We start from the raw sequence: 19,482 nt of genomic DNA, 5'->3' as shown, positions 1-19,482 counted from the left end.
ATAGGGACTAATAATGGGTTCCATTGTTGGGGCTATATATTTACAATCAACAATCTATTAAATAATTAATAGGAGGTATTAATTAGTATGAAAAGAATCTTGGTAACTGGAGCATTGGGGCAAATTGGTTCTGAATTAGTTATGGAGTTAAGAAAGAAGTATGGACATGATAATGTTGTAGCAAGCGACATTAGTTCTAAAGGCTCTGAAGAAGTTATAGGCTCTGGACCTTTTGAAATATTAGATGTAGTGGATAGAGATAAAATCAATGAAATCGTTAAAAAATATAATATAGATACAATTTACCATTTGGCTGCACTTTTATCTGCAACTGGAGAAAAAAACCCTTCCTTAGCATGGCACATTAATATGGGTGGTTTATTCAATGTACTAGAAGTTGCAAGGGAAAACAACTGTGCAGTATGTACGCCAAGCTCCATCGCAGCTTTTGGACCGTCTACACCGAAGGACAATACACCGCAGGACACCTTGATGAGACCTACAACGATGTATGGTGTTACCAAGGTTGCAGGAGAATTGCTATGTGACTACTATTATGAAAAATATGGCATTGATACGAGAGGCGTTCGATTCCCAGGTTTAATTTCATATAAGTCCCTGCCAGGTGGCGGTACCACGGACTATGCAGTACATATTTTCTACGAAGCGATTAAAAATAAGAAGTATTCTTCTTTTATTGACAAAGGTACATTCATGGACATGATGTATATGCCAGATGCAATCACTGCTTTAATTCAATTAATGGAAGCAGATCCTGCTACATTAGTTCATAGAAACGCATTTAATATCACTGCAATGAGCTTTGATCCAGAAATGCTTGCAGCTGAAATCAAAAAACATATTCCAGAGTTTGAATTAGAATATGATGTGAATCCTGATATACAAAAAATAGCAGATTCATGGCCAAATTCATTAGATGACAGTGATGCACGTGCAGAGTGGGGCTGGAATCCTCAATACGATTTATCTGCTATGGTAAAGGATATGTTAGAGCAGCTTGCAATTAAGCTAAATGCTTAATAGATTCATTTTTCGTTTTTAATGAAGAATTAATAGAAGAAATATATCTCTAGGTTTAGGTGAACGTTCAGTAGCATTTCACTTAGACCTAGAGCTTTTTTTATCTATTTAATTTGCAGATTTAACATTTCATAATTATGAGGCTTCTGGTAAATAAAAATTTCTCTTAGAAAGATGGAATGAAAACATCAGTGAAATTGATTGTCATTTACAAATGAAAATTTTTATGATATAATCTATTCATACGAATTGTGTATTTACCGCGGCAAATTTTAGGTATATATCCAAGGAGGAAATTAATTTGGCAAAAATGATGGAACCTAGATTTAAATTAAGTAGAAGTCTAGGGGTAAATATTTATGGACATCCAAAGGCCATGCAAAGAGCTGGAAAAACAGCAGGTAGAGCATCGAAAAAATTATCCAGCTATGGGCTACAGCTATTAGAAAAACAAAAACTAAGAGCATATTATGGCGTATTAGAAAAGCAGTTTGTTATCTATGTAGAGAAAGCCATGAAAGCATCGGGTTTATCCGGCGAGGCTCTGATCCAAAGTTTAGAATGTAGACTAGATAATATGGTATATCGAATGGGATTTGCGAGCTCTATTAGAGAAGCAAGACAGATGGTAAATCATGGTCATATTTTAGTAAATGGCAAAAAGGTAGATCGACCATCTTACCCAATTCAAGTAGACGATGCAGTCGCTTTACGTGAAAGATCACAGAAAATAGAAAAGTATTTGTCCAACCTTAAAAATACAACGATCAATTTTGATTATATAGAAACAGATGTGAGCAGCTTTACGGGAAGACTATTGAGGATACCCAACAGAGAAGAGATTCCTGTAGAGGTGAATGAGCAGTTGGTAATTGAATTCTATTCTAAAAAATAATAGATGCTGATAGGAACCCTTTCATAGGGTTCTTTTCTTCGTAAATCTCTAAAAATGGAATTGCTATTATTTTCCGGTTTATGCTACGTGCGAAGAATAGAATTAAATTGATTAGAAAATATATTATGTTGTTAGTTAAAGATAATTAAATGAGTGAGAAGTGAGAGATATAGTATATAATATATATGTAGATAGATTCCATACAGGAATCCTTGAAGAAAGATTAAAAAGATATAGGAATGCTAGTGTTGATGTTGGATAAAAACAATAAAGGGTATACTTTTAAAACTTCATTACTATAATCTATTTTTAGAGAGTGTTGCTAATAAAACAGATAAAATTGAAAGATCTATGAATCTATATTTTAAGGAAGGTGTAATTTTGATGGAGATTATAGGGGCTTACAATACTGCAAAGGTATATACAAAGAATTTAGAGAGCACAGCCAGAGAACAGATTGAGGAATTGTGCAATCAAGAATTTGTGAAAGATAGTGTGATTCGAATCATGCCGGATACCCATGCTGGTGCGGGATGTACCATAGGAACTACCATGACAATAAGTGATAAGATTGTACCGAACCTTGTTGGTGTAGATATTGGCTGTGGCATGGAAACCGTAAAGCTAAAGGAAAAGAATATAGAGCTACAAAAACTGGATAAAATAATCTATGAATACATTCCTTCGGGCTTTGATATTCGGAAAAAAGAGCATAGATACAATGACTATATAGATTATGATGACCTTGTCTGTAAGAAAAAAGTAAATATCAACAGAGCAAAGTTAAGCATTGGAACTCTGGGCGGTGGCAATCATTTTATTGAAGTTAATAGAGATCAGAATAAAGATCTGTATTTGGTTGTTCATTCTGGTAGTCGAAATTTAGGAAAGCAGGTGGCAGAATACTATCAAGGTTTAGCGTATAAAGAGCTTATCAATAAAGAAAGAGAAACACTGGTAAGAGAATGCAAGGCAGAAGGCCGTGAGGATGAAATAGAATGTGGGATTCAAAATATGAACGCTATAAAAATTAGTAAGCATTTATCCTACTTACAAGGAAAAAACTATGAAGACTATCTAAATGATATGAAAATAGTGCAGCAATATGCCGTATATAATCGGAAGGCCATCGTGGATGAAATTGTTACTAGAATGGGACTGAAGATTAAAGAACAGTTTACGACCATACATAATTATATTGATTTAGATACGATGATTTTAAGGAAGGGGGCCATCTCTGCACAAGAGGGAGAAAAGGTTCTGATTCCTATCAATATGAGGGATGGAAGTTTAATCTGCATCGGTAAAGGAAATAAGGATTGGAATTATTCTGCACCCCATGGAGCAGGAAGACTCATGAGCAGAAAAGAAGCAAAGGAATCCATTACCATGACAGAGTTTAAAAAATCAATGGAGGGAATCTATACCACCAGCGTAAATAAAAGTACCTTAGATGAATGTGCTTTTGCATATAAACCTATGGATGAAATTATTGAGAACATCCAAGATACTGTTGAGATTGTTGATATTATCAGACCGATTTACAACTTTAAGGCAGGAGAGTAATTCAAAAGGACTTTTGCCCATTCATAAACCAATCATTCAGCGAATAATATGCCAATAGAGTTACTTAATTATTGGAGGTGTAGTGATGGGATGCTATATTGAAGTAGAAGCAAATGTAAAAATTTATGTGGAGGATATTAACCCGGAGGGAGATAAGACCATCGTATTTTTACATGGTTGGCCTGCGAATCATAATCTATTTGAATATCAGTTCAATATATTGCCTCAGATGGGATACCGATGTATTGGTATAGATCAAAGAGGATTTGGTCAATCGGATAAGCCTTGGAGAGGATACGACTATGACAGACTATCTGACGATGTCCGAAGTGTGGTTGAATCACTTAAAATACAAGATTTCACATTAGCGGGACATTCAACGGGCGGCGCAATCGCCATTCGATATATGGGGCGGCATAAAGGATATGGCGTTTCTAAGCTTGCGCTATTTGCAGCAGCCGCACCGAGTCTGATCAAACGTGTTAATTTTCCATATGGTTTAGATAAAGAAGTAGTGATTCAAATTATTGAAAATACATATAGGGATCGTCCTCAAATGTTAAGTGACTTTGGCAAAATATTTTTCTTTCAGCCCATAACGGAACCATTTTCTGATTGGTTTTTACAATTAGGGTTACAGGCGGCAAGCTGGTCAACGATCGCTATTTCAAAAGCTTGGCTCTATGAAGAACTATTTTATGATTTAAATATGATCCATGTGCCAACGCTGATTATCCATGGGATACATGATCAAGTTGTCCCATTTGAATTAGGTGAAATACAAAGAGAATATATTAAAAATTCTAAGCTAATTCCATTTAAATATAGTGGGCATGGAGCATTTTATGACCAGAAAGAGAAATTTAATGAAGAATTAATCGCATTTATTGAAGGAACTGAGCCTATTCAAGCTTCCTTCAACAATAATTAACTTTTCTGAATAAAAAATAGATATTTTACTATAAAGAAGATCGTAGGATTCATCATTGAATTTTACGGTTTTTTTATATAGCAACTTGAAAAATATGGTATAATTCAATGTGAACATGTTTTTATGTACAATAGAGATACCACAAATTTAATAGCAAAGGATTTACTTATATACTAATAGATGAAAGAAGGAAAGCTATGAATTTATATGATCCGTTCAATATATTACATTCTAAAAAGCAACTATTAAGGCAGGTGTCTGGAGATATTATTTATACAGGGCAGTTTACCGATGTTCAAATTTCAATTGAACTAATTACATATAATAAGAAGGAGGTTTCTTTTCATAAAACCAACTCAATAGAAGGTCCTTTTGAGAACGATAAAATTTACTGGTTCAATGTGATTGGGCTTCATGACACAGAGCTTATTGGTAAAATCGGGGAAACGTTTAACATACACCATATAGATCTAGAGGATGTTGTTCATGTTTCCCAATGGAGTAAAATTGAAGACAGAGAAAGTTATTTATTTTCTATATTCAAAATGATTTATCTAAGAGATAAGGACATGATACATGAACATGTGGCGATGATTCATAAGGAGAATGTAATTGTAACTCTCCAAGAGGTACCTGGAGATACTTTTGATGGCGTTAGAGAAAGCATACAAAAACAACTTGGAAAAATACGTTCTATGGGAAGTGACTATCTATATTATTCATTAATTGATGCGCTGACAAATGAGTATTTTGATATTATTAATGGAATATCATCTAATTTTAGAGATATAGAAATGAAAATATTAGATAATAATCTTGAAAGTAAAGAACAGCTTTACCACCTAAGAAAGGAATTGTTGTATCTAATCAATGCTGTTTCTCCAATCAAAGATTCCATTAGTAAATTAACTAAACACAATTATCATTTTATGAATCATGAGATGACCCCCTATTATAATGGTTTAATGGATCATCTAAATCAGATAATGGATTCGTTAAAAGCGTATAAAGAAATGACAAATAGCCTTCATGAAATGCAAATGTCAAATGTAAGTAATGATATGAATAAAACAATGATGATACTGACTGTATTTTCAGCAATTTTTATTCCCTTATCTTTTCTAGCCGGTGTATTTGGAATGAACTTTACCTATATTCCTGGTCTAAATTTAAAATCATCGTTCTATATGTTTATATTATCTTGTGTTGTGATTGCATCGGGAATGCTAACGTTTTTTAAAATAAAAAAGTGGTATTAGCTGTTGGTGTGAGTGTGCTATAGATAGGATATATGTTGTACAATTAATCGAATCATAACAGTGATTTTATAGAAATAAGAGTAAAAGGAGACACATAAGAATGAATGTAAAAATAAGGCAAGAAACAGTGGTTGACTATAAAATATCAGAGCGTGTAGTAGAGGAAGCATTTAAAGATGCTGAATATAGTGATCATAAGGAGCATCTTTTAGTTGATAGATTAAGGAAGAGCGAAGCTTTCATACCAGAACTCTCTATTATAGCAGAATTAGATAAAAAAATTGTAGGTCATATTATGCTTACAAAGATACTGATTAAAAATGATGATAAAGAACATGAAGCCTTAGCATTAGCTCCTGTTTCAGTTTTACCACAATATCAGAATAAAGGAATTGGAAACTCCCTCATTATAGAAAGTATTAAAGTCGCAAAAGAACTTGGATATACATCCGTAATTGTTCTTGGAGAGGACAGATATTATCATAGATTTGGATTTAAGTCTACAAGTATATGGAATATTAGGGCACCATTCGATGTTCCTAGGGAGTCATTCATGGCCTTGGAATTGAAACGAGAAAGTCTTGTCCAAGTTGAAGGGGTTGTAACTTACCCTAAAGCATTTTATGAGTAAATAGATAAGTGTTAAGTTCATATGTATTAATGAATGAACTATAACAAATCTAAACTTTTGATTACTTTTGTTGAATATGAGAAACTAAAGGGATTTATTATTAAAGAGCGTGACGATGGGTAAAAGCAGTAAATAGAGAACTATCTGAGAGTTTACCCAAGACTGCCATTGATTTTGAAGGAAATGAATGGGCAGGGCAAACATCCTTTGGAAAATGTAGATATGGAGGAAATGATGGATCGTGGCCAAAGATTTCCTGAGTTCATGTGATTACTGCATCTTGGGGAAGTGGAATTGTTCAGGGTAGGCATTCAATGAAATGTCGAAAGAGGATTTTAGCAATGTAGAGTTTTGGGTGTTAGAAGATAATATACGTGCAAGAAGATTCTATGAAAAGATTGGATTTAGATATGATAATACGATTCAAATAATCGATATGGGTAAAAAGCTGAGAGAATTGCGGTATATTAGAACACAAAATAATTAATATGACTACCTTACAATACTTTTAGTTAATGAACCCATTAGAATAGAAAGAAAAAAGTGAGAAAATACATAGTTGAAAGTTACTTTTGTATTCAAGTAAGGAGGAAAATTATGCAACTATGGGGTATATGCATAATCATAGAAATCGTTCCTCTACTAACACGATTTTATGAAGATGTGCTGCATCTCAATGGAGATGGAGACGAAGTATATGCGGCATTTAATATTGGTGGTTCAGGAATTGCCATTTATTCTAAAAAGGCTGTGGTAGAAGAAATGTCATCCGCTTTCTCAAAGTTTTGGGTTCTGGGAATATTACAATAGGTTTAAATGTTGATGATGTAGATAAAGAATGAGCCGTTGAAGTCTCTTGATATTGATTTTATAACTATATCAACTACGCACCCTTGGTGTGCAAGGTCTTTTCCCTTTAGAGATCCAGATGGTAATATCGTTTGTTTTCGCACAGCTTTAAATAGTAAATTAGATCAATAATATATTTTGGGCAGTTTATATTATAGCATACGGGGGGATAACTCACATGGAAAGAGTTGTATATAGAGAATTAACTGTAGAAGAATGTGTGCTTATAGGTGGAATGAATCCATCTCAATATATTGGAAGAGCATGGAGACAGGTCGATGACAAGCGACAATTAGTAGAGATTAATTACCATGATACAGATTGGCCAAATGGATATGAGCACCACTATAACAATTTAAAAGGAACGATCTTAGACAACGGTATTGCAATTGGAGCCTTTGATCTCAATAATCAATTGTTAGGATTTGCAACTGTAAATAAAAAGCCTTTTGGTAAAAAATATAAGTATGTTTTATTAGATCAACTCTTTATTACATTGGAATATAAGGGTAGGGGAATCGGAAAAAAGCTATTCTTGTTATCTGCTGACATCGTAAAAAACTGGAACGTAGATAAACTTTATATTTGTGCGGGGTCAGCCGAAGAAACAATCGCTTTTTATTTTGCGTTGGGGTGTAGAGAAGCTATGGAAATAGATATGGACTTATATGAAAATGATGTAAGAGATTATCAATTGGAATTTTCACTAGGATATCACAAACCAAATTAAACTATGAGAGAGATTATTCCTAGATTTATTCAAAAATGCAGAGGGGTGCCGCTATGAAAAAAATGAAGTCTACCTTAGTTATAGGATTATTATTGATAATTGCTTCGATATTAGGAGGGTGTACAATCAGTAAAAATCATATTTTAAAGGGTTTTTATCAGAGTGACTTTGTAGATGGGTATATGGTTCAAATTTCTATTCAGCCGCAAGAACATAGTTTTGTTGAATATATTGATAACAGGGAAGTTGATAAGGGAACTTATGAAAAAATTGAGGATAATACCTATCGACTAAAAAGTGATAAACAAGACCTTAATATTACTTTAGATGGTGATAACTCTTTTGAGGTAGTAGTGAAGAAGATAAACGGTGGAAAGCCAATTTTAATGAAGAATATTAGTGATGTCCCAAGTTATTTTAAAACAAAATTTGATGATATAGATCAATATAAAAAACTATTAGATTGATATTCGAAGAATTAAAGAGAGCAGTAGATAATTTTTGTGAAAGAGAACGTAGATATGGTGGAATAGAAGAATAATACTAATTTATGAGACAATCATTCAAATTTTAATGAAGTTTTAATAGGTGAGATGTCTTTCTCAATGCCTGTATAATCCTCTGTTTGAGATAATGCCACATGAAAATGGAAATGTACCAAAGATAGATGATGATGTCTATCTTCCAATGAAACATGCTTGGCTAAATTATAATCGTGACATATGTAGTGTTGTTATAGCCCCAGATGGTAGTTATGCATCCTTTGTTGGCTTTTGGTATGAAAGTAAAATGCAGACTGGTTTTTTGGAACCGATGGTAACAGCAAAAGAATACCGAGGTCTTGAATTAGGGAAAGCTTGTGTTTATAATTCATTAAAAATATTGCAGTCCTATGGTTGCAAAAAGGTTTTTGTTGAGCCAGATGAAGAATCGTATAATTACTATTGCAATATAGGATTTAAAAAGACAAACTATGGGTGTTCTTTTAGAAAGGATCTAGAGGAATATTTTCTTGTTTTATAAATGGGGTTGGTAGCCGAGGGTATAACGCATATCGATATTGGAGGGTGATTTTAATGACAAATAAAAGTGATTTTAGTTATAATTTTAATGCTGGTGAGATTATAGAGTTTAGATTGCTTTCAAATGAGGATTCCATTGAAGAATTAACACATCTTCTAAATAAATCATATAAGGTTCTAGCGGATATGGGACTTAATTATGTAGCGGCTTGTCAGAATTGTGATATAACATCAAAAAGAGCAAGAGATGCTTATAAATCCTATATAGGGATACATAAAAATAAAATTGTTTCAACAATATCTTTGTATAGTCCAAAATCCTCAGATAAAGGGAGTTGGTACAGTAGAGATTTTGTAGCAAAGATTGGACAGTTTGCTGTAGAACCCGAACTGCAAAAATACGGAATTGGGAACAAAATGATGGATTTCATTGAAAACGAGGCAAGAAATATGAAAAATATAAAGGAGATTGCGTTGGATACTGCAGAAACAGCATATCATTTAATTAACTTTTATAAAAAAAGAAACTATAGATACATAGAGACCATTCAATGGGACGAAACAAATTACAAAAGTGTAGTATTAAGTAAGATACTGTAATTCTACATGAAGTATGACATTAGACGATAAAATTTTCTAATATTAGAGATTAAAAGGTAAATGCGTATTTAATAAAAATAGGAATGTAAAAAAATGCATTGTTAAAATAAATTTTGATTAAACCGGGGGAGTAAAAAATGAGTAGATTTCAATTTTTAGCAAGTGATAGAATGTTAATGGAAGTTAAAAATCCATATAGAGAGCTCATATCTATAAATGAAGCCATAATCCGTAATATAAAGATTCCTGACCTTGTAATGGATAGTACAGAAATCGATAGAGATAAAAAATTTATTGTTGCTTGTGATTCGGAAGAACAACTAAATGCGCTTGAAATCAAAAATGATATGTATTATTCTTCTGAATATGCAAAGCAATATTCCAATAAGCTATATTTTTCAGAACTACGTTTTCGCTACACAGAAAAAAGAGCAGAGCAATTACTTGATTATCTGAAAGGTCAGATAAATGATTTGCAAGAGATTGAATTGTGGAGTATTTGGTTAGGCGAAGAAGATGCAACAGCTAGCATTAAATCGAAGAATATTAATGAACTAACCATAAAAGATTTGGCTTTTTTAAATAAGTCTGCTAATAAACAAAGATGCCTTATTATTAAAAAATAGATAGATTTTAATGGACAACTGTTTAAAAAAACGTACATAGGCATTAACTTTATATTTAAAAAACATCCATTGAGTGTAGATGAATATATGAACCCAAACTGCACACAATGGATATTTTAAAAATAAAAAAGGATTTAAATTCTTATGAATTACTATTTGTACCACTCAACTATGCCGCAAGCCAATCTTTTACCTGAATTGCCAGAAGGCTGAGTTCTATAATCGTCCGGATTTTGATGGATTATAATAGACTTACATATGATCTCATCCACGGTAAACTTATCTGTGAAGAACCACATTCTTGCTACTCCATTATTTGAAAATAAAACGGGAAAGTCTCCTGCATGATTTCCATGAGGGAGTGTATACTCATTGGAAAGTTATTTAACATAAATTTATTTGGAATTTTAATATCGAGGAGGCTCGGTATTTTTTATTTTCAACATTACATAATTCGACATCTTTTTTGATGAGATTGGTATATAATGTAGGTAATTCAAAAGTATTGATATATAGTATTAAAAATAATGAATTATATTTTGAATTATAGAAAAAAATGTATCGTATCTTTAGCACTAGGAGCAAAGGTATAAAATATGCAAATTTGGTTCGGAAATGATATAAATATTAGAAATGAAAAAAGAATCAATTAGGCGATACGTAATTTGTACATATGATTTTTAATATTATTTTTAATAAACAAAGGAGAACAAATGAAAATAAGTAGAAATATAATTATATTTATGTCATTTTTTTGTATTTGCTTTTTAGGATTAGCAATTTTTTTGGAATTTGGATATTTTGAAGTCTTAGATTCTAATATATTTAAAGATCATATAGATTTTTATATAAATATTAGCTTAGGCGTTTTTTGTAGTGGAATACTAGTATTAATACCTACGATAGTACAATATTTAACTGAGAAAAAAAGGTACTATATAGAAATGCATAGGTTAGCTAACTATGCACTATCTGAGGCAGTAGAAATAATTAGGTGCATGGACGAATACTCACAAGATGATTCTATTTTCTCACATTTTGAAAATTTTAGATTATGTTACAAGGAGCTTATTTATCAATATTCTTTATTTGCTTATTTTTTTAGACTTTCTCAAAGAGATAAATTAATTGATAGTGTAATTTCTCAAACCATGAAATTTATTCTGATTCAAGAGGAATTGCTAAAATACTGTAAACAATTGAAAGAAGGAATAATTAGTGAAAATGAATACAAAAAATGCTTTGATATAGTTCGGGGTCAAATGAGTAATTCATTTAAAAAAGATTTTGTAAAATATCAGGGAATGATAGAAATGGACATAATGGCCTTGATTAAAGATAAAAAGATAGAAAAATACTTTTAAATTTAGGAGGATAATTAAATGTCTATACCACAGTTTAATAAGAGAGGAACTTTGAGTAAGGGAATACATCAATGCAATTCAAGCGAGTTTATAGACAGATTTTGTTATGGGGAAAAGACCATTCGTAGTAAATATAAAGAGGTTCTAGAACAACTATTTGCTTTTTCTTTAAGCAGAGGGAGTAAAAGTATAATAATTGGAGGATCATTTATTACTTCTAAAGAAGAGCCAAATGATATTGATTGTATGGTAGTGCTTCCTAATGAGAAATGTTGCACAATTCAATCTAATGAATTGCTTTGTGTTGAAGGCTGTGAGATAGATGTATTATTTATTGCAGAGTCTAGTAAAGACACAATATATTCATTTCTTAATTTATTTTCTAAAGATAAATATGATATAGAAGTTGGTATGATCGAAATAATATTAGATGAAGAAAAAGATAAATCAACTTGGAGTGATTATGAGGATTATTATAGTTTTGAAAATTTACTTAAAGCTAGAGAAGCATATATCTGGAGGTATGTTATAAGAGGAGTTAAAGAAAAAAAAATATTAGTAACAATTATGAATTTAAAGGAATATTTATTATTTAATTATCATATTTCTCCGTTAGTTAGTGCAGCTGGATGGATATTTGCTCCATATGTGTATTTGGGGCAAAATATATTAGAAGATTACAAACAATTCAAAGAGTATATAACGGAATTATATTATATATATGAAACAGAAATAAGTGTTTTTGCAGATGGATTAGGAACATTTTTGCTGGGAAAATACTTAAAGGACGATTTGAAATTTCAGAAAGCATCATTTGATAAAATTATTTTATCAAATGCATTATTATCAAGTAATTTTGATTGGATTCAAGAAGCAGGAAAAGTTAATTTAATTATTAATTTAAAAGACATTTCTAATAAAGCTACTATTTCAGAAAAAATAGATAAAACAATTAATCAAGACCCTTTATTTGGAACAGCGTATAAAACAGGATTTAAAAATATAAATAGTAATATATTCGAAACTAACTATGACTATGAAGGGTGTATGAATTATTTTAAGTTTCAAAATTCAATCTTTCCAATGTATCATATGAGTAGCGTTATTAAAGAAAATATCGATAAAATTTGTTGGGAAAATATAAGTGACATATTGTCTAAAGATGTATCTTTAAATGAAATTACTTATAATTCATATAAATAAGGCAGTATAGTGGTAGGATTAAATGTTTTGAATACTTATATGTTGGAATTTTTTATTCTTTTTTAATAGAAAGAAATTGGTGGCTTCGTTTTGCTACGAATTAAAAATTTTTGTTTGCCAGACAGCAATTCCCCAAAACATTTCTTTAGAGTTCGATGGAAAAACTTTGGAAACCTTAAATGGTACTGCAGAGATTAAGACAAGAATGTATGTTTAAACAAATATGTTTTGAGGTGAATAAAAACAACAAATAAAATAATTTCTAATTATTAAGACCAAGCATAGAGAGATGTTTGGTTTTTTTATTGATTAAAATACAGATTATAAAAGGGAGGAAATTAAATTGAAAAATAAAATAATTGCAATAGTAAATCAAAAAGGTGGAGTAGGTAAAACTACTACAACTTTAAACTTGGGATATGCCTTATCACAGATGGGTAGCAAAGTTTTGTTGATAGATTTCGACCCTCAAGGAAGTTTGACGGTTTCTTTAGGATATAAAGCCGATAATAAACCAGGTATTCAAACTATAATGGCAGATTCTATAGAAGAGAGAGAAATAGAAAAGGATTGCATTATAGAAGTTAATGAAAACCTCCACTTAATACCTGCTAATCTACAACTAGCAGGCATTGAAATGACTCTAGTGAATGTAATGTGTAAAGAACAGATATTAAGATCAGCTCTGGAGTATATAAAGGGAGACTATGACTATATATTAATAGATTGCTCACCATCACTCGGAACTCTTACGATTAATGCCTTAGCAGCTTGTGATAGTATAATCATTCCAGTAACTCCTGAATTTTTATCAGCTAAGGGTTTAGGAGATCTAACAGCTACGATAAAGAAGACGAAAAAACGTATAAATCCTAATATTAAAATTGATGGTGTTTTAATGACTATGTTAAATGAAAGGACAAATTTATCGAAAGAAATGATAAAAACTGTAAATGAAAGTGCATCTTACATTAAAGATAAATTTGACCTAGATATGAAAATATTCCATAGTAAAATACCTGTTTCTGTTAAAGCTGGAGAAGCAATTTTAAATAGAAAAAGCATAATAGAATATGATCCTAAGAACAAGGTATCAGAAGCATATCAAAGATTTGCTAAGGAGCTGATTTTAAATGATTGAGAAAAAAAGAATTATAAATATAAATGATCTGTTTTCTGATGAAGATGACATATTAGAAACTTCAGATTCAGGGATAAAGGAAATATATTTATATAAGCTCATACCTTTTAAGAACCATCCATTTAAGCTATATGAAGGACAGCGTTTAGAAGATATGGTGGAGAGTATTAAAGAGCATGGAGTAATAACACCAATTATAGTTAGACCAATGCCGATACAAGAAGAACAGTATGAAATACTTTCAGGACACAACAGAGCTAATGCAGCTAAGATTGTAGGACTAGAAAAAATACCGGCGGTAATTAAAGAAGGACTAACTGATGAAGAAGCTATGCTTATTGTTACGGAAACCAATTTAATACAACGGTCATTTTCAGAACTAAGTCATTCGGAAAAAGCTAGAATAATAGCAGAAAGACATAAGGCAATTAAGCAGCAAGGGAAAAGAACAGACTTAATAAATGAAGTTGAAATGCTCTCAAACACTGATGGTTGTGCGGAAAACCCCACTTTTGTTCAATTTGATAAAAAGATGAAAAGTAATGAAAAATTAGGAGAAAAATATGATTTGTCCCCTGCTACTATATCTAGATATTTAAAAATTGATATGTTAATAGATAAACTAAAAACAAGATTAGACAATAAAGAAGAAATTCCATTAATGGCAGCAGTAAATCTATCCTTTCTTAAAGTAGATGAACAAGAAATTATTGAAGGGATATTGAAAGAGAAAAATTTCAAGATAGATATAAAAAAGGCTGAGATATTAAAATCATTTTCTAAAGGTAGAAATTTTAACTATGATAAAGCCTATGAGGTGCTCTCAGGAAAATATTTTAATAAACCAAAAAAATCTCAAAAACCTAAATTTACACCTAGATTTACTAAGGATATAGTTAAAAAATACGTAACAGATGAAGTCAGTATAAAAGATATTGAAAATATAATAGAAGACTATCTTAAAGAATATTTTTCTAAAGAAAGATCTGAGACTATATAAGAAATACTAATCTAAATTGAATATATGAGTTGTTACACTACTTTAAAATATAATATAATGGAGGTGAAAGAATGAATTGGGGGGATATTATTGTGGAAACAATAATTGCATCATTAATAACAGGTATTTTTGGTGTCATTGTAGTGTTAATCACCAATATATTTGTTAATAAAAGAGGTTACGATAAAATTGATAGCAAAATAGGGAATGTTTGGGACAGCACCCTATCTAGTCAACATGGCGATATTAAAGAAAATATAAATCGGGCAGAAAGAAGTATCAATGAAAGATTATCTGAAAAAACTTCTAATATTTATTATAAAGTTGACAACATAGATAAGCTTTTAAATAGGAACGAAGTAAAATATGAAAATCTAACTTTAGACCAAAGAGAAATTAAAGATAATGTAAATAAACTTTTATTTGAATGGCAGAACTTAACGATTGAAAATAACAAGCTGAGAGAAGAAAACTTTAGACTACGTGATAAAATTCACTCTTTAGAAGATAAACTAGATCGATACCGTGATGATGAATGGGATATGGAAAGATAGGGGAAAATAATTTATGTTTAATAAAATTGAAAAGTTAAAATCAAAATTAAATGAGTATAGACCACTAACAAGTGACGAAGTGCGTAGATTGAGGGAAGAGTTCTTAATAAATTTCACATACAATTCAAATGCTATAGAAGGGAATACGCTTACTCTACAGGAAACAGCCTTGATTCTAAAAGAAGGAATCACAATAGATGAAAAACCCCTTAAAGATCATTTAGAAGCGGTTGGACATAAGGATGCTTTTTATTATATTGAAGAATTAGTTAAAGACAAAGTAGATCTATCAGAAAATGCAATTAAAGATATTCATACATTAGTATTAATGGATAAACCACAACAGAGGGGAATGTATAGACGTATACCGGTAACAATTTTGGGAGCAGTACATGAGCCGCCTCAACCTTATCTTGTTCCAGTATTAATGGAGCAATTACTTCGTGAATATAAAGAAGAAATGAAAGACAAACACATCATTGAAAAAGTTGCCTTATTTCACTTGAAATTTGAAGGGGTACATCCTTTTATTGATGGTAACGGAAGAACAGGTAGATTAATTTTGAATTTAGAATTGATGAAGGAAGGATATCCGCCTATTAATATTAAGTTCCAGGACAGAAAAAAATACTATGATTGTTTTTCTGATTATCATTTAAAGAACGGTGATCCAAGTATGCTAACAACTATGGTAGCAAATTATGTTGAAGAAGAACTTGAAAAATATATTTCAGTATTGGAGATTGCCAATAGTTTTGATAATGATATGGAGCTAGAGTAATAAAAAATAATATTAGGAAATAAGTGTAGATAGTAGTGTTTTGGCTATCTACTTTTTTATTGTAAAAATTTCAAAACAGCCCCCATTTGAGCAGGTAAATAAACTTTGTTTACTTGCTCTTTTTATAAAAAAATTAAAAACTAGGAGGTAATGTAAATGGAAAAAGTAAGTTTTAGTTATGAAAGATTTTGTGAGTATGTAAGAAACAAGATGAGTACAATAATTCAAAATAGCGAAGGAGAATATCAGCTTTTAGTAGATACAGAGGCAATACGTGAAATAATTCCTATAGAATTAGAAATTATGACTGAAACTAAAGCACTGAGATATATTTATGATAACCGTCTGTTTGAAGAATTAGAAGAAGTAATGAATAAAAATAACGATAAAGGACCTTATCTATTGAACTTTGATTATGACAAAATAAAGGAATCTTTAAAGGCAGATAGAGCAGAAAATAATTTAGAAGATGAAGACGAAGAAGAACTAGAAAACGATGAAGATGAGCTCGAACTATAAATAGCCCCCATTTGAGCAGGTAGACAAATTTTGTTTACTTGCTCTTTTTTTTATAAAAATATTAGTAGGTGGAGGGATACTAATGGCATATGAAAAACGTAGATTTACAGAAGAACAGATACAGTTTGCTAATAATATAAATTTGCTTGAGTATGCTAAGCAATCTTTTGATGTTAAAAAGGTAGGTATTAATTCATATAAGATAGAAGGTCATGGGGGACTTCATATAAATCCAGAGACAAATAGGTGGAATTGTTTTTCTCAAAGCAAAGGTGGGGGGCCAATACAATTCGTAATGTTCACAGAGAATAAATCATGGGTGGAAGCAGTGAAGAAGTTTTTAGGGGTCTCTTCTAGCAATACATATGTTAATAGAAAAGATTTTCTCAGAGAAGAACCTAAAGGAAAGCTAATTCTTCCTGAAAAGAATAGTACATACAAGCATATGATGGCATACCTAATAAGAACAAGAAAAATAGATAAGGATATAGTTTACAGGTTAGTAAAGGATAAGAAATTATATGAAGATAAATATAAAAACTGTGTGTTTGTAGGATATAACGATAAGGGAGAAGCTGGATATGCAAGTATACGAGGTACGAATACAAACGTAGAAAGATTTAGGGGAGATGTTAAAAACTCTGATAAAGCCTATAGCTTTTGTATGGAAGGGATAAAAAATAGCTCTAAGGTATATGTGTTCGAATCACCAATAGACCTTATGAGTTATTTGACCATTAAGAAACTCAATTCTAATAACAGCTTTAAACTAAATGATCATTTACTATCTTTAGGTGGACTATCGGTTAAAGCTTTAGAAAAGTATTTAATAAAGCACCCTAATATAAAAGAAATTAATCTATGTCTGGATAATGATAGGGAGGGAATTATGGCAGCGAACAGATTAAGAGAAAAGTATAAAGATCGATTTGTAGTTAATATAGAGCATCCTAATAAAAAGGACTATAATGAAGATTTACAAAATCTGTCCATAGTCGATGAGCGTAAAGAAAAAGATGTGGTTAATCAAGAAACCAAGGTAGGATCTGATAACCTTAAACCCCAATTAGTATCTATGGAAGAACTTAATAGGATACTTGATGATAGAGAACAATATGGAAAGTTTATTGCTCCTATACATAGTGATAAAAGCTTGGACCATCCTGATCAAAAGTGGATGGCCGTAGTTAATCTTGAAACAGAAGACAGGAATTATTTTGAAGTAAGTAGTGACTATAGCTCCTGCATAAAATGGCTAAATGATCTTTGGGAAAGAGAAAGAGATGAGGATGATTACTGGCTACACAGGTAAGTGTTTTAGTTAAAGAGAGGAGGAATTTAGATGTATTTGGTTTTGAATTATTTTCTTTTTCAATAACCCGAAACTTCTCTTTTAGAGAAGGCGAGATTCCTATTTGTCGGACTTCGCCCTCCAAATAGCCCGCAAGAATGGGATGTTCATCCTATTCTTGCTTATTTAAATATTCGGGAAGTATCCCGAACCCTCTAAAGAAGTTGAAAAATTATAGAAAATAAGGAGGACAGTTAAAAATGAAAAGCAACTTTTTATTATGGAATGAAGATATGGATAGAGTGTACGGTAAAGTGAGTGACTTTGAAAATCAAGGAGACTTTATTAATACAGTTAAACAATATTGCAAAGATGTTGAAGAAGGGGATTGTATAGTTGAGAATATTGAAATAGACACTTGTGTAAGCACCTGCAATGGAATAGAAGCAGAAACTCTTATAAAAATAAAAGACACTGATATTGAAATAGCAACTTACTATATGGCTGATGTATGTATTGATGATTAATTAACATTAGAACGAAGCCATTTCATAAATGAAGAAGGTGAAACTGTGTTACTAGATCATTCAGAAGCTGAATGGAATGCTACACGCAGCAAAGTACTAAAATTTAATGAAATAACGTTCTTTGAAAACTGAATAATGCGGTATTAAAAACAAAAATTCCTTACGATAATATAGAAAATATGGTATAATTTTCTTGTTAGATAAACCCGATTAGTAGTAAGATGTGTAGCAAAAATTAAGATATATCAATAGCTATAAATAACTCGATTATCTAGGAGAAGGTGTATAAATGAAACTTCACGACGCAATAGAAAAACTTATAATACACACTGGAAGACCTATGACGACTACTGAAATTGCCAACAAATTGAATGAAAATAAGTGGTACACTAAGAAAGATGGATCACCAATAATTCCATATCAAATTCATGGTAGAACAAAGAATTATACTAGGATTTTCACTCGTGATGGGTCCCTAGTATCATTGAAAGATGAAAGAGTTACGGACGACTAAAATTAATTGTTAAGTGGCATCATCTTTTTTAGACGCAACAGTAAAAGTTTTCAGACTACAATTATATAATCATATCGATAAATAAGAACTTGTATGGATAACTAGAATCAAGTGACATGCTAATTGTCTCATACTTTCAATAAAAGCAATAAATAAGAAAGGAGAAAATAAGAATATGGGAAAAAACAAATTACCTGCAGTAGATTTTTGCAAGATCCTAGATGACTTTGGAGAAGAGGCTGCAAGAGATACTTTAGACGATGTAAATGAAGGAAGAATAAGTGTAGAAACACTTGAAAAGTATCTTTATGATGACAACGAAACCAAAGAAGAATATGCCGAAAGAATTAAAAATGAATAAAAAATAGGATTGACCAATTCCTACGAATGATCAATAACACAAGGTATACTTGTTATCCACTAGCGCCGGCTAATGTG

24 protein-coding genes and 1 pseudogene are annotated in these 19,482 nt (G+C 31.2%); 24 read left to right on the top strand and 1 reads right to left on the bottom strand.

All coding sequences use genetic code 11. The features are described from left to right. Positions 1-87: 87 nt before the first annotated feature. The 13 genes from CLOS_RS10105 to CLOS_RS10045 all read left to right on the top strand — a co-directional run bounded on the left by CLOS_RS10105 (position 88) and on the right by CLOS_RS10045 (position 10,150). Complete coding sequence (locus CLOS_RS10105; protein ID WP_012159790.1) at positions 88-1,041, top strand: L-threonine 3-dehydrogenase; 954 nt, start codon at positions 88-90, stop codon at positions 1,039-1,041. Between the two features lie 301 nt (positions 1,042-1,342). Beyond that, positions 1,343-1,936 carry a 30S ribosomal protein S4 gene (rpsD, locus tag CLOS_RS10100; protein WP_012159789.1) on the top strand — a complete coding sequence of 198 codons (594 nt, stop codon included), beginning with the start codon at positions 1,343-1,345 and terminating at the stop codon, positions 1,934-1,936. A gap of 351 nt (positions 1,937-2,287) precedes the next feature. Continuing rightward, the gene (locus CLOS_RS10095; protein WP_330360291.1) at positions 2,288-3,502 is read left to right on the top strand and encodes an RtcB family protein; all 1,215 of its coding nucleotides are present in this window, start codon (positions 2,288-2,290) and stop codon (positions 3,500-3,502) included. Between the two features lie 85 nt (positions 3,503-3,587). Continuing rightward, on the top strand, positions 3,588-4,433 hold the full coding sequence (locus tag CLOS_RS10090; protein ID WP_012159787.1) for an alpha/beta fold hydrolase: 846 nt from the start codon (positions 3,588-3,590) through the stop codon (positions 4,431-4,433). A 197-nt stretch (positions 4,434-4,630) separates the two neighbouring features. Further along, positions 4,631-5,692, top strand: coding sequence for a magnesium/cobalt transporter CorA (corA, locus tag CLOS_RS10085; protein ID WP_012159786.1), 1,062 nt, complete (start codon positions 4,631-4,633; stop codon positions 5,690-5,692). 100 nt (positions 5,693-5,792) lie between these two features. Further along, positions 5,793-6,323, top strand: a complete 531-nt coding sequence (locus CLOS_RS10080) for a GNAT family N-acetyltransferase (protein WP_012159785.1) — start codon at positions 5,793-5,795, stop codon at positions 6,321-6,323. A 319-nt stretch (positions 6,324-6,642) separates the two neighbouring features. Further along, positions 6,643-6,810, top strand: a complete 168-nt coding sequence (locus CLOS_RS15920; RefSeq protein WP_156774438.1) for an N-acetyltransferase — start codon at positions 6,643-6,645, stop codon at positions 6,808-6,810. A gap of 110 nt (positions 6,811-6,920) precedes the next feature. Next, positions 6,921-7,133, top strand: a complete 213-nt coding sequence (locus CLOS_RS10070; protein WP_041719229.1) for a hypothetical protein — start codon at positions 6,921-6,923, stop codon at positions 7,131-7,133. A gap of 217 nt (positions 7,134-7,350) precedes the next feature. Beyond that, on the top strand, positions 7,351-7,902 hold the full coding sequence (locus CLOS_RS10065; protein WP_012159783.1) for a GNAT family N-acetyltransferase: 552 nt from the start codon (positions 7,351-7,353) through the stop codon (positions 7,900-7,902). 53 nt (positions 7,903-7,955) lie between these two features. Beyond that, positions 7,956-8,369, top strand: coding sequence for a hypothetical protein (locus tag CLOS_RS10060; protein ID WP_012159782.1), 414 nt, complete (start codon positions 7,956-7,958; stop codon positions 8,367-8,369). A gap of 166 nt (positions 8,370-8,535) precedes the next feature. After that, a complete protein-coding gene (locus CLOS_RS10055; RefSeq protein WP_041719227.1) occupies positions 8,536-8,925 on the top strand; it encodes a GNAT family N-acetyltransferase in 390 nt (129 codons plus the stop codon). Between the two features lie 53 nt (positions 8,926-8,978). Continuing rightward, entirely contained in the window at positions 8,979-9,524 is a 546-nt protein-coding gene (locus CLOS_RS10050; RefSeq protein WP_012159780.1) for a GNAT family N-acetyltransferase, read from the top strand. A 137-nt stretch (positions 9,525-9,661) separates the two neighbouring features. Beyond that, on the top strand, positions 9,662-10,150 hold the full coding sequence (locus CLOS_RS10045; RefSeq protein WP_012159779.1) for a hypothetical protein: 489 nt from the start codon (positions 9,662-9,664) through the stop codon (positions 10,148-10,150). A 152-nt stretch (positions 10,151-10,302) separates the two neighbouring features. Here the strand turns inward: CLOS_RS10045 and CLOS_RS10040 are convergent. Next, a pseudogene (locus tag CLOS_RS10040) lies at positions 10,303-10,497 on the bottom strand (superoxide dismutase family protein); the annotation flags it as partial. Positions 10,498-10,863: 366 nt separating this feature from the next. Between CLOS_RS10040 and CLOS_RS10035 the strand changes: the two are divergent. The 11 genes from CLOS_RS10035 to CLOS_RS09985 all read left to right on the top strand — a co-directional run bounded on the left by CLOS_RS10035 (position 10,864) and on the right by CLOS_RS09985 (position 19,405). Continuing rightward, positions 10,864-11,514 carry a hypothetical protein gene (locus tag CLOS_RS10035; protein WP_012159778.1) on the top strand — a complete coding sequence of 217 codons (651 nt, stop codon included), beginning with the start codon at positions 10,864-10,866 and terminating at the stop codon, positions 11,512-11,514. Positions 11,515-11,532: 18 nt separating this feature from the next. Then, positions 11,533-12,717 carry a DUF6932 family protein gene (locus tag CLOS_RS15290; protein ID WP_012159777.1) on the top strand — a complete coding sequence of 395 codons (1,185 nt, stop codon included), beginning with the start codon at positions 11,533-11,535 and terminating at the stop codon, positions 12,715-12,717. 343 nt (positions 12,718-13,060) lie between these two features. Then, positions 13,061-13,858, top strand: coding sequence for a ParA family protein (locus tag CLOS_RS10025; RefSeq protein WP_012159776.1), 798 nt, complete (start codon positions 13,061-13,063; stop codon positions 13,856-13,858). Continuing rightward, positions 13,851-14,858, top strand: a complete 1,008-nt coding sequence (locus CLOS_RS10020; protein WP_012159775.1) for a ParB/RepB/Spo0J family partition protein — start codon at positions 13,851-13,853, stop codon at positions 14,856-14,858. The genes CLOS_RS10025 and CLOS_RS10020 overlap by 8 nt, the downstream gene beginning before the upstream one ends. A 92-nt stretch (positions 14,859-14,950) precedes the next feature. Next, complete coding sequence (locus CLOS_RS10015) at positions 14,951-15,412, top strand: hypothetical protein (protein ID WP_156774437.1); 462 nt, start codon at positions 14,951-14,953, stop codon at positions 15,410-15,412. A gap of 13 nt (positions 15,413-15,425) precedes the next feature. Further along, entirely contained in the window at positions 15,426-16,193 is a 768-nt protein-coding gene (locus CLOS_RS10010) for a Fic family protein (protein WP_012159773.1), read from the top strand. A gap of 156 nt (positions 16,194-16,349) precedes the next feature. Further along, complete coding sequence (locus tag CLOS_RS10005) at positions 16,350-16,712, top strand: hypothetical protein (protein ID WP_012159772.1); 363 nt, start codon at positions 16,350-16,352, stop codon at positions 16,710-16,712. An 82-nt stretch (positions 16,713-16,794) separates the two neighbouring features. Then, positions 16,795-18,024: a DUF3991 and toprim domain-containing protein gene (locus CLOS_RS10000; protein WP_012159771.1), complete on the top strand. Its 1,230-nt coding sequence runs from the start codon at positions 16,795-16,797 to the stop codon at positions 18,022-18,024. 239 nt (positions 18,025-18,263) lie between these two features. Then, the gene (locus tag CLOS_RS09995) at positions 18,264-18,530 is read left to right on the top strand and encodes a hypothetical protein (RefSeq protein ID WP_012159770.1); all 267 of its coding nucleotides are present in this window, start codon (positions 18,264-18,266) and stop codon (positions 18,528-18,530) included. A 289-nt stretch (positions 18,531-18,819) separates the two neighbouring features. Continuing rightward, complete coding sequence (locus tag CLOS_RS09990) at positions 18,820-19,044, top strand: hypothetical protein (protein ID WP_012159769.1); 225 nt, start codon at positions 18,820-18,822, stop codon at positions 19,042-19,044. A gap of 175 nt (positions 19,045-19,219) precedes the next feature. Continuing rightward, positions 19,220-19,405: a hypothetical protein gene (locus CLOS_RS09985; protein ID WP_012159768.1), complete on the top strand. Its 186-nt coding sequence runs from the start codon at positions 19,220-19,222 to the stop codon at positions 19,403-19,405. The last annotated feature ends 77 nt before the right edge of the window (positions 19,406-19,482 follow it).

The sequence above is a fragment of the Alkaliphilus oremlandii OhILAs genome (assembly GCF_000018325.1).
GTDB classification, from domain to species: domain Bacteria; phylum Bacillota; class Clostridia; order Peptostreptococcales; family Natronincolaceae; genus Alkaliphilus_B; species Alkaliphilus_B oremlandii.
Note: the sequence above shows the minus strand (reverse complement) of the source record. Positions and strands in the feature narration are given on the sequence as shown.